The organism is Delftia sp. ASV31 (assembly GCF_016428765.1).
GTDB lineage: Bacteria > Pseudomonadota > Gammaproteobacteria > Burkholderiales > Burkholderiaceae_C > Comamonas > Comamonas acidovorans.
On sequence record NZ_JAELTK010000084.1, the window covers coordinates 17,406 to 27,410 of the forward strand.

General features: G+C 70.0%; 10 protein-coding genes. 7 read left to right on the forward strand and 3 right to left on the reverse strand.

The window, feature by feature from the left end:
• Window position 1 precedes the first annotated feature (1 nt).
• Both JHD82_RS23690 and JHD82_RS23695 read left to right on the forward strand, forming a co-directional pair.
• A complete protein-coding gene (locus tag JHD82_RS23690; protein WP_199139102.1) occupies window positions 2-1,348 on the forward strand; it encodes an HD-GYP domain-containing protein in 1,347 nt (448 codons plus the stop codon).
• Window positions 1,345-3,831, forward strand: coding sequence for a bifunctional diguanylate cyclase/phosphodiesterase (locus JHD82_RS23695; protein WP_199139104.1), 2,487 nt, complete (start codon window positions 1,345-1,347; stop codon window positions 3,829-3,831). Before JHD82_RS23690 ends, JHD82_RS23695 begins: the two co-directional genes overlap by 4 nt.
• Here the strand turns inward: JHD82_RS23695 and JHD82_RS23700 are convergent.
• The 3 genes from JHD82_RS23700 to JHD82_RS23710 all read right to left on the reverse strand — a co-directional run bounded on the left by JHD82_RS23700 (window position 3,795) and on the right by JHD82_RS23710 (window position 5,648).
• Window positions 3,795-4,613: a sulfite exporter TauE/SafE family protein gene (locus JHD82_RS23700; protein WP_012204635.1), complete on the reverse strand. Its 819-nt coding sequence runs from the start codon at window positions 4,611-4,613 to the stop codon at window positions 3,795-3,797. The two genes, JHD82_RS23695 and JHD82_RS23700, sit on opposite strands and share 37 nt — an antisense overlap.
• Window positions 4,614-5,003: 390 nt before the next feature.
• Complete coding sequence (locus tag JHD82_RS23705) at window positions 5,004-5,405, reverse strand: cell division protein ZapA (protein WP_012204636.1); 402 nt, start codon at window positions 5,403-5,405, stop codon at window positions 5,004-5,006.
• Between the two features lie 33 nt (window positions 5,406-5,438).
• Window positions 5,439-5,648: a hypothetical protein gene (locus JHD82_RS23710; RefSeq protein WP_012204637.1), complete on the reverse strand. Its 210-nt coding sequence runs from the start codon at window positions 5,646-5,648 to the stop codon at window positions 5,439-5,441.
• Between the two features lie 316 nt (window positions 5,649-5,964).
• On the opposite strand from JHD82_RS23710, the gene JHD82_RS23715 reads away from it, so the two are divergent.
• The 5 genes from JHD82_RS23715 to JHD82_RS23735 all read left to right on the forward strand — a co-directional run.
• On the forward strand, window positions 5,965-7,365 hold the full coding sequence (locus JHD82_RS23715) for a cobyrinate a,c-diamide synthase (RefSeq protein ID WP_199139106.1): 1,401 nt from the start codon (window positions 5,965-5,967) through the stop codon (window positions 7,363-7,365).
• A complete protein-coding gene (locus JHD82_RS23720) occupies window positions 7,362-7,955 on the forward strand; it encodes a bifunctional adenosylcobinamide kinase/adenosylcobinamide-phosphate guanylyltransferase (RefSeq protein WP_012204639.1) in 594 nt (197 codons plus the stop codon). Before JHD82_RS23715 ends, JHD82_RS23720 begins: the two co-directional genes overlap by 4 nt.
• Window positions 7,952-8,830, forward strand: coding sequence for an ABC transporter substrate-binding protein (locus tag JHD82_RS23725; RefSeq protein ID WP_199139108.1), 879 nt, complete (start codon window positions 7,952-7,954; stop codon window positions 8,828-8,830). Before JHD82_RS23720 ends, JHD82_RS23725 begins: the two co-directional genes overlap by 4 nt.
• Before the next feature lie 41 nt (window positions 8,831-8,871).
• Complete coding sequence (locus JHD82_RS23730; protein ID WP_199139119.1) at window positions 8,872-9,855, forward strand: iron ABC transporter permease; 984 nt, start codon at window positions 8,872-8,874, stop codon at window positions 9,853-9,855.
• The coding region (locus JHD82_RS23735) for an ATP-binding cassette domain-containing protein (protein ID WP_199139117.1) at window positions 9,852-10,005 on the forward strand (154 nt) is incomplete at its 3' end. The genes JHD82_RS23730 and JHD82_RS23735, both read left to right, overlap by 4 nt.

The window sequence follows — 10,005 nt, forward strand, 5'->3', positions numbered from 1 at the left end:
AATGCCCGAATCATCGGCTTACATATTGCCGATTCCTTCAGCCTCGGGGCCGTTGCCGCGCGTGAACCATTCCGTCCTCATCGATATCCGAGACCTCCGTCCGGGCATGTTTGTCCAGCTCGATGTTGGGTGGCTGAACCATCCCTTTCCGGTCAGCAGCTTCAAGATCACCTCCAGCGCACAGATCCAGACCCTGAAATCCCTGGGCCTGGAGGCGGTGCGCTGTGTCCCGCACAAAAGCGACACCTGGCCCGCCGAGGTGCGCACCCCGCCGCCGCAGGAGCTGCCGCCCGTCGTGGTGGCCCCCGAGCCTGCACCCACCGAACCTGCGCCAGCACCGCTGCTGCTGTCCGTGCCCGACTGGCGCGGCCGGCTGGAGGACTGCAATGCGCGTTTTCAGAAGGTGGAGCGCGGCTATGTGGCCATAGAGACCACCATTGCCAGCGCGCCCGAGCAGGCGCGCATGCCCACCGAGGCCCTGGTCGATGGCTGCCTGGCCGAACTGGCGGGCCCGCAGGACGTGGCCATTCACCTGCTGTCCGATGGCGTGGGCAGCAGCCAGAGCGTGCATGCCGTCAACGTGACCGTGCTCAGCCTGCTGCTGGGCCGGGCCCTGGGCCTGCAGGAATCGCTGCTGCGCGACCTGGGCCTGGCGGCGCTGCTGCACGACGCGGGCAAGCCCGTGGCCGGTGTCGAAGGCATGCACGGCCTGGCCCTGGAGCCTTCCGTGCCCGACGCCCTGCGCGAGCGCTACGAGCGCCATGTGGGCGAATCCGTGGCCATTGCCATGCGCATGGGCCTGTCGGCCCAGGTCACCACGGCCATCGCCCAGCACCATGAATGGGCCGACGGCACGGGGTTCCCGCTGAGCCTGGTGGCCGAAGACATGGAGCTCACGGGCCAGATCCTGGCCCTGGTCAACAGCTACGACCGCCTGTGCAATCCCGGCGATGCACAGACGCCGCATACGCCGCACGAGGCCCTGTCCATGCTGTTCAGCCGGCTGCGCGACAAGTTCGCCGCGCCCGTGCTCAATGGCTTCATCCGCATGATGGGTGTGTTCCCCCCGGGCTCGGTGGTGGAGCTGACCGACGGGCGCCATGCCATGGTCATGTCCGTGAATGCATCACGCCCGCTCAAGCCCTCGGTGATGGTGCACGATGCCGGCGTGCCGGCCGCGCAGGCGCCCGTGCTGGCGCTGGAGCTGTTTCCCGAGCTGGGCATACGCCGGGGAGTGGCGCCCGCGCAGCTGCCGCGCGATGCGCTGGACTACCTGTCGCCGCGCCGGCGTGTCTGCTATTACTTTGAACGGGCGGTGGAGTTGGATCCACCGAAGGTGGCGTCTTGAACAAGCAAGCGCTCAACCGCGCCTGGCCCCGCCTGCTGGATGCACTGCAGGAGGCCCTGTGGCTGATCGATGCGCGCACCCTGAAGGTGCTGCGCGCCAACGCCGCCAGCGAATCCGTCACCGGCTATGAGGCCGATGCGGCCCCGGGCCTGCCCGTGCAGGTGCTGGCCGCCACGCCGCAGCAGCAGGCTTTCTGGAGCGATCCCTTCAACTGGCAGGCTGGAGCCCAGTTCATTGCCGAGGTGCGCCGCGCCGATGGCCAGCTGGCGCCCGTGGAGATGCGCGTGCGCGCGCTCGACGGCGAGGTGCTGCTGGTCAGCATGCTGGACCGGCGCGAGCAGGCCTTGCACGAGGCCGAGTTCGAGAGCCTGCTGGGCGAGCTGCGCGCCACGCTGGAGTCCGCGGCCGACGCCATCCTGGTCTGCGATCCCGATGGCCGCATCCGCGCCTTCAACCACCGCTTTGCCACGCTCTGGGGCATTCCCGAGGCGCTGCTGGTGCGCCGCAACGACGTGGCCATCCTCGACCACCTGGCCAGCCAGGTGCGCGATGCCGAATCCTATGCGCGCCAGTTGAAGCTGCTGTCGGCCCAGCCGTTGATGGAGGCGACCGACGTGCTGGACCTGCGCGACGGACGCATCCTGGAGCGCCGCGCCGTGCCCCAGCTGCGCCGGGGCCTGCCCATGGGGCGGATCTTTTCCTTTCGCGACATCACGGCCGAGGCCCAGACCCAGGCGGGCCTGGAGCTGGCCGCGCGCGTCTTCGAGTCCAGCCTGGACGGCATCTTCATCGCCGACGGCTACATGGATGTGGCCCGCACCAACCCGGCCTGCGAACGCCTGCTGGGCGGCATGCCCGTGCAGGGGCGCACGGTGGAGTCGCTGTTCGAGGCCGCCGAAGGCCAGGCCGAGACCCTGGGCGACCTGGCCCGCATCCAGTGGCACCAGGGCGGCTTCTGGGAGGGTGACCTGTGGCTGCGCCAGGCCGGCGGCGCGCGCTGCGCCGTGCGCCTGTCCTGGGTGCCGCTGCGCAACGCGCAGGGCGACGTGGTGCAGAGCATCGGCTTCATGCGCGACCTCACGCAGCAGCGCGTGGCCCAGCAGCGCATTGAACAACTGGCCTACAGCGACGCGCTCACCGGCCTGCCCAACCGCCTGAACCTCACGGAGCGCGTGGATGCGGCCATCGAGGCCGCGCGCGCAGGCGGCACGGTGTTCAGCATCCTGTTCATCGACCTGGACCGCTTCAAGATCATCAACGACTCGCTGGGCCACCAGTTCGGCGACCGCGTGCTCAAGCTGGTCGCGCAGCGCCTGAGCGACTGCATGCGGCCCGTGGACATCCTGTGCCGCCTGGGTGGCGACGAGTTCGTGCTCTATCTGCAGGGCTGCAACGCCGAGCTGGCCGCTTCGGTGGCCAGGCGCATCCTGCAGGAGATGGAGCGCCCCTTCCTGCTCGACGGCCTGGGTTTCTCCGTGCAGTGCAGCATCGGCGTGGCCCAGTACCCGGCCGATGGCCTCACGCTGGATGAGCTGATCCGCCAGGCCGACACTGCCATGTACCGCGTCAAGGAGCGGGGCCGGGGCCATTTCAGCTTCTACCAGCCGCAGATGAGCGCCGGCCTGCTGTCGCGCATGAAGCTGGAGCACGCCATGCGCCAGGCGCTGGAGCATGGCCGCATGGCGGTCTACTTCCAGCCCCAGGTGCACATAGACAGCGACCGCATCGTCGCCGCCGAGGCGCTGCTGCGCTGGACCGATCCCGAATTCGGCGTGGTCTCGCCGGGTGTCTTCATCCCGCTGGCCGAGGAGTCGGGCTACATCGTCACGCTGGGCGCCTGGGTCATGGAGCAGGCCGTGCAGGAGGCTGCACGCTGGCAGCAGCAGGGCATGCCCATCAAGGTCTCGGTCAACGTGTCGGCGCTGGAGTTCCGCCAGTCAGGCTTTGTCGAGCGGGTGACCGAGCTGCTGCGCAGCTACGGCCTGACACCCCAGCTGCTGGAGCTGGAGCTGACGGAAAGCATCTTGCTGCAGGACGCCCAGGACATGGCGCTGCGCGTGTGCCAGATTGCCGATCTGGGTGTGGGCATGGTGATTGACGACTTCGGCACCGGCTACTCCAACCTGGCCTACCTGAAGAAGCTGCCCATCTCCAAGATCAAGATCGACCAGAGCTTCGTGCGCGGCCTGCCCAGCGACGAGGGCGACCAGGCCATCGTCGGCGCCATCATCAGCCTGGGTCTGGCGCTGGGCGTGGAGATCGTGGCCGAGGGCGTGGAAACGCACGAGCAGCTGACGGCCATCCACCGCATGCAGGGCCACTACTTCCAGGGCTTTCTGTGCGCGCCTGGCCTGCCGCGCGAGCAGTTCGGCGAATGCCTGCAGGCGCAGCGCGCCGGCATTGGCGCCATCGCCTACCGGCAGAGAATGGCCCAGGCCGCGAGCGCTCAGCTGCCTGCGCTCAAGCCCTTCCAGAGCATGTAGGCCGCCAGGCCGAACAGCAGCGTGGCAAAGATGCGCTTGAGCTGGCCCACGGGCAGCCGGTGCGCGGCCCGTGCCCCCAGCGGTGCCGTCAGCACGCTGCAGCAGGCCAGGGCCAGCAGGGCCGGCAGCCACAGGTAGCCCAGCGAGTATTCGGGGCGCCCCGCGTCGCCCGCGCCGGTGAAGATCAGGCCCGCCGCATTCACCACGGCAATCGGAAACCCCAGCGCCGCGCTGGTGCCCACGGCCATGTGCATGGGCACCGAGCAGCGCATCATGAAGGGCACGCTGATGAAGGCCCCGCCCGCACCCACCAGCCCCGAGATGAAGCCCAGGCCCGTACCCGCGCCGTACAGCCCCAGCGGGCCGGGCAGGGCGCGCGTGGCCGTGGGCTGGCTGTTGCTGCGCAGCATGCGCAGCGCCATGTAGCCGATGAACACGCCAAAGAACAGTGCCAGGTACTTGCCGCGCAGCAGCGCGAAAACGCCCAGGCTGGCAAGCAGGCCGCCCGTGATGATGCCCGGCGCCAGGCTGCGCACGATGTCCCAGCGCACGGCGCCGCGACCATGGTGGGCGCGCAGGCTGGAGATCGAGGTGAACACGATGGTGGCCATGGCCGTGGCGATCGCCATCTTCACGGACAGATCCGGGCCGACCCCGCGCTTGTCGAGAAAGTAGGTCAGAAACGGCACGAGCACCATGCCGCCGCCCACTCCCAGCAGGCCGGCCAGGAAACCGGAGCACAGGCCCAGCAGGGCCAGTTCGAGAAACAGCAGGTCAGGCATGCGGCAGAAGATCGGTAGTGGAGGGGCGGGGAGGGGAGGGCAACAAAAAACCCGGCGCACCGTGGAGGTGCGCCGGGTTGGAATCAGGTGTCTGCAAAGACCACCGGGCCGTCATCCTGAACCGGGGTTCAGGGGGGCAAGGGCAGCCAGACGTTGGGTTCATCTAACGCGAGACGATCACGCTCGAATGGCAATGTACCAAGCCCGGGCTCATAGAGCATTGGTCCAAGGAACTATAAAGCCCGGCGGGTTTGCAGACGCCTCCATTCTACGGCGATTGGGCAGGCCCGCAATCAAGTTCTTTGAACGGCATGGGCTTTCCATTGACATGGCCGATGCCATGAAAAACGGCCTCCGAAGAGGCCGTTGGATGGACGGGAGTGCGGCGGCTCAGAGCAGCCGTGCATCGCTTTCCAGGGCCTGGTCCAGGCGCAGCACCAGTTGCTCGGCAAGGGCCTGCTGGCGCTGGCGCTCGGCCAGTTCCTCGGGGCTGGGCTCGGGCGGCAGGGACTGGGCGGCATGCTGCGAAGTGACCTCGTCATGCAGGGACTGCATTTCGGCCTGGGCCGTGGCCATGGCGCTTTCCTGCGCTTCGCGGTCCAGCACGTCGAAGGCCATGTTCAGCGCGGACAGCACGGCCACGCGCTCGCGCGAGCGGACCTTGCCGCTGTCGCGGATACGGGTCATGGCCGTGTCCACACGGCGCACGGCCTCGAGCAGACGCTCTTCCTGGCCATCGGGGCAGGTCAGCACATAGCTTTGCTGCAGGATTTGCACTTCGATCTGCTTCATGGGCGTTCGGGGCGTCGGCGGTTGCGAATGGGGTCAAGCCCCCTGGTTGGAGGGCAGGCGCTCGATCAGGGCATCGACGCGGGCCCGGGCGGCGTTGAGCCGCGAGCGCAGCGAATCACGCTCCTGGGTCAGGGCCGCCACCTGCTCGGCGAGTAGCGCATTCGTGCGTTGCAGTTCCTCGTGGCGAACCAGCAGGCGCTCCACGCGCTCTGCAATGTGGTCGAGGGAAGTCTGGGAGGTCATAGACGCTGAGATTGTAGGACGTGCGAACGAAGTGAGCGCATTCCGTGGAAGTATCCGAGGAAACCTGATAGCAGGGGGGCGTAGAAGGCTTGACGTCAGCGCCGTGCTCAGGTATTCGAGCGCAGGCGGCAGACTGTCTCACAAAATCGTAGCGCCATGTGTAGGACGCGTCTGCTTCGGCGGGGTGTAATGCGTAAGCATTGGTTGCGGGCGCGGCGCGGGCACGGTGCGGATACGGCGGGGGTGCGCACTACAATGCGCCGCGTTGGCGGAGCGGCCGGTTCAAGGCAGCGTCGCACGGAGCAAACAAATACACATGAATATTGACCTTGGCCGGGGCGGGGCACGCTGCCCGGCGCTGCTGATCACTTCCACGGCCTCGGGCCAGGGCAAGACCACGCTGACGGCTGCGCTGGCGCGGCTGCATGCGCGCCAGGGGCGCCGCGTGCGCGTGTTCAAGTGCGGCCCTGACTTCCTGGACCCGCACTGGCACAAGCTGGCCAGCGGCGCGCCCGTGCACAGCGTCGATCTGTGGATGACGGGCGAGGCCGACATGCGTGCGCGCCTGCACGCCGCCGCCTGCGAGGCCGACCTCATCCTGGTGGAAGGCGTCATGGGCCTGTTCGACGGCACGCCCTGCGCGGCCGATGTGGCCGAGCGGCTGGGCCTGCCGGTGCTGGCCGTGATCGACGCCTCGGGCATGGCCGGCACCTTTGGCGCGCTGGCCCATGGCCTGCAGCACTACCGGCCCGGGCTGCGCTGGGCCGGCCTGCTGGCCAACCGCGTGGGCAGCGCCCACCATGCGGACCTGCTGCGTGCCGGCCTGCGCGAGCCTTCGCTGTGGCTGGGCGCGCTGGCGCGGGTGCAGGGTGCAGGCGCCACCTCGCTGCTGCCCGAGCGGCACCTGGGCCTGGTTGCCGCGCATGAGCTGGACGATGCCCTGCAGCGCCTGGACGTGGCCGCCGATGCGCTGCTGGCCACGCCGCTGGGCCAGTTGCCCTGGCAGGCCGAAGCCGGGCAGGGCGCCAGCTGGCAGGACTGGTCCGTGGACTTTGAACCGTGCCCGGAACCTGCCGAAGCCGTGCAGCCCTGGCTGGCGGGCCGCACCGTGGCGGTGGCGCGTGATGCGGCCTTCAGCTTCATCTACCAGGCCAACCTCGACTGCCTGCGTTCCATGGGTGCGCGGATTGCCTTCTTCTCTCCCCTGGCCGCAGAGCGCCTGCCGCAGTGCGATGCGCTGTGGCTGCCCGGCGGCTATCCCGAACTGCACCTGGACGCGCTGGCCGCCCATGCCGCGCTGCGCGGTGACATTGCCGCCCACGTGGCAGCGGGCCGGCCGGTCTGGGCCGAGTGCGGCGGTATGCTGGCGCTGTGCGAACGACTGACCGACACTGCGGGCCGGACCACGGACCTCTGGGGCCTGTTGCCCGGCCATGCGCGCATGCAGCCGCGCCTGGCCGGCCTGGGCATGCAGCAACTGCCCACGCCCTGGGGCCTGTTGCGCGGCCATACCTTCCACTACAGCCGGCTGGACACGTCCATGGCCGAGGCCGGGCGCAGCAGCCGCCCCGGCCAGGCCCCCCAGCCCGACCGGGGCGAGGCGCTGTACCGCCAGGGCAGCGTGCACGCCAGCTATTTCCATGCCTGGTTTGCCTCGCAGCCACGCGCCGTGGCGGCGCTGCTGGGCGCTGACATTCCCGCAGGCCAGGCGTCATGACCGACCAGATCTCCACCTGTTCGCTTGCGCGCAGCCAACTCATTCTGGGCGGCCAGAAAAGCGGCAAGTCGCGCCGTGCCGAATTGCTGGCCCGCGCCTGGCTCGATGGCGCCCTGGACCGCGAGGCCGCGCTGATCGCCACCGGCCAGCCCTGGGACGACGAAATGCGCGAGCGCATCGCCCGCCACCGGCGCGACCGCGCCGAGCGCGTGCCCGGCATGGCCACGCTTGAGGAGCCGCTGGACCTGGCCGCCATGCTTGCACGGCACAGCACGCCGCAGCGCCTGCTGGTCGTGGACTGCCTGACGCTGTGGCTGACCAACTGGATGATGCCGGCCCAGCCTTCCGAGGAACTGGCGCGCGGATGGGAGGGCCAATGCACGGCCTTTCTTGCCGCCTTGCAAGCTGCGCCCGGCCCGGTGATCCTGGTCGGCAACGAGATCGGCCTGGGCGTGATCCCGCTGGGATCGCAGGTGAGGGCCTTTGTGGATGCGCTGGGTGTGCTCAACCAGCGTGCGGCGCAAAGCTGCGAAACCGTCACGCTGATGTGCGCCGGCCTGCCGCTGGCGCTCAAGGGCCCGCAGCCGTGAGGCCATGGCGTCCCGCCCTGTGGGGCCTGGCGTTGGCACTGGCGCTGTCTGCGGCGCAGGCTGCCATCCGGGTCACGGACGGGCGGGGCGTTCCGGTGGAGCTGCCACGGCCGCCGCAGCGCATCGTCAGCCTGCTGCCCTCGCTGACCGAGACCGTGTGCGAGCTGGGCGGCTGCCAGCGCCTGGTCGGCGTGGACCGCTATTCAAACTGGCCGGCCCATGTGAAGACCCTGCCCGTGGTGGGCGGCGGCATGGATCCCAACATCGAGGCCATCGTCGCGCTCAAGCCCGATCTGGTGCTGGTGTCCATGGCCTCGCGCTCGGTGGCGCGGCTGCAGGCATTGGGCCTCAAGGTGGTGGCGCTGGAGCCGCGCACCCATGCCGATGCGCAAGCTGTGCTGCGCACCGTGGGCCAGTTGCTGGATCTGCCGCCCGGGCAGGGGGCCGACCGTGTCTGGTCCGCCATCGAGGCGCGCATGCAGGAGGTGGAGCGCAGCATGGCCCCCGCGCTGCGCGGGCAGACCGTGTATTTCGAGGTCAACCGCGGCCCCTTTGCCGCAGGCGAGTCTTCGTTCATCGGCGAGACCCTGGCGCGCCTGGGCATGCGCAACATCGTGGGTGCGCAGCTGGGGCCGTTCCCGCGCATCAACCCTGAATTCGTGGTGCGCGCCGATCCGGACTTCATCCTGGGCGGCGACCGCAGCCTGGGCACATCGGGCGAGCCCTATCCGGGCTGGGGCCGCATGCGTGCCATGCAGGCCGGGCGCGTCTGCCGCTTTGTGCCGGCCGAGCTGGACGTGCTGGTGCGCGCCGGCCCGCGCATGGCCGAGGGCGCTGCGCTGATGGCGCGCTGCCTGAACGGGGCCGCACCGTGAGGCCGGCCCGCAGGCACCACAGCGGCCTGGCTGCGCCCTGGATGGCACTGGCCCTGCTGGTCGTGAGTGCCCTGCTCATGCTGCTGGGGGCGGGCGTGGGCAGCACGGGCTGGGAAAGCGTGTGGGCGGCGCGCAGCGATCCGCTGTCCTGGCAGATCGTCACCGAGATCCGCCTGCCCCGCACGGCGGGCGCATGGCTGGCGGGCGGCCTGCTGGGGCTGGCCGGGGCCATCGCCCAGGGCGTGTTCCGCAATCCGCTGGCCGATCCCTATCTGCTGGGCAGCGCCTCGGGCGCCTCGCTGGGCGTTGCGTTGAGCATGGCGGCGCTGGGCGCCTCGCCCTTCGCGCTGGCGGGCCTTGCGCGCCTGGGTGTCACGGGCGCGGCCTTTGCGGGCGCGGCCCTGGCCGTGCTGCTGACCCTGGTGCTGGCCCAGGGCGTGCACAACACCATGCGCCTGCTGCTGGCCGGGGTGGTGGTGGGGGTGGTGCTGGGCGCGGCCGCGTCCCTGGTGCTGTTGATGAACCCGGACATCATGCAGGCCATGCAGGCCTTCATGCTGGGCAGCACCTCCTTCATCGGCTGGGGCGCCTGCGCGCTGATGCTGGCCGTGCTGCTGGCCACCGCCCTGGTCGCCTGGTGCCTGGGCCGCGTGCTCGACGGCCTGTCCCTGGGCGAGGCCACGGCCCACAGCCTGGGCCTGCCGTTGGCGCCGCTGCGCATGGTGCTCATCTTGCTGCTGGCCCTGGCCACGGGCACGGCCGTGGCGCAGACCGGGCTCATCGCCTTCGTCGGCCTGGCTGCGCCGCATCTGGTGCGCTCCATGGTGCGGTCCATGCACCGCTGGCTGCTGGTGCTCAGCGCGGGCATGGGCGCCGTGCTGCTGCTGGCCGCCGACCTGCTGGCGCGCTGGCTCATCGCCCCGCAGGAGCTGCCCGTGGGTGCGCTCACGGCCTTGCTGGGCGGCAGCTACCTGCTGTGGCTCATGCACCGCCGCCACGCCCTGCGCGGCGGGGAGGGCGCATGACGGCCCCCGCCCTGCAAGCGCGCGCCCTGAAGGTTCGCCTGGGCGATCGACAAGTCCTGGGCGGCCTGAGCCTGGCCCTGCCCGCCGGCCGCTGGACCGCCATCGTCGGCCCCAATGGCGCCGGGAAATCCACGCTGCTGCGCGCCCTGG

Excerpts from the sequence above, each read along its gene's own strand:
- JHD82_RS23730 (WP_199139119.1), top strand. The coding sequence starts at position 8,872 with ATGGCACTGGCCCTGCTGGTCGTGAGTGCCCTGCTCATGCTGCTGGGG.
- JHD82_RS23705 (WP_012204636.1), bottom strand. The coding sequence starts at position 5,405 with ATGAAGCAGATCGAAGTGCAAATCCTGCAGCAAAGCTATGTGCTGACC.
- JHD82_RS23720 (WP_012204639.1), top strand. The coding sequence starts at position 7,362 with ATGACCGACCAGATCTCCACCTGTTCGCTTGCGCGCAGCCAACTCATT.
- JHD82_RS23710 (WP_012204637.1), bottom strand. The coding sequence starts at position 5,648 with ATGACCTCCCAGACTTCCCTCGACCACATTGCAGAGCGCGTGGAGCGC.
- JHD82_RS23690 (WP_199139102.1), top strand. The coding sequence starts at position 2 with ATGCCCGAATCATCGGCTTACATATTGCCGATTCCTTCAGCCTCGGGG.
- JHD82_RS23715 (WP_199139106.1), top strand. The coding sequence starts at position 5,965 with ATGAATATTGACCTTGGCCGGGGCGGGGCACGCTGCCCGGCGCTGCTG.
- JHD82_RS23700 (WP_012204635.1), bottom strand. The coding sequence starts at position 4,613 with ATGCCTGACCTGCTGTTTCTCGAACTGGCCCTGCTGGGCCTGTGCTCC.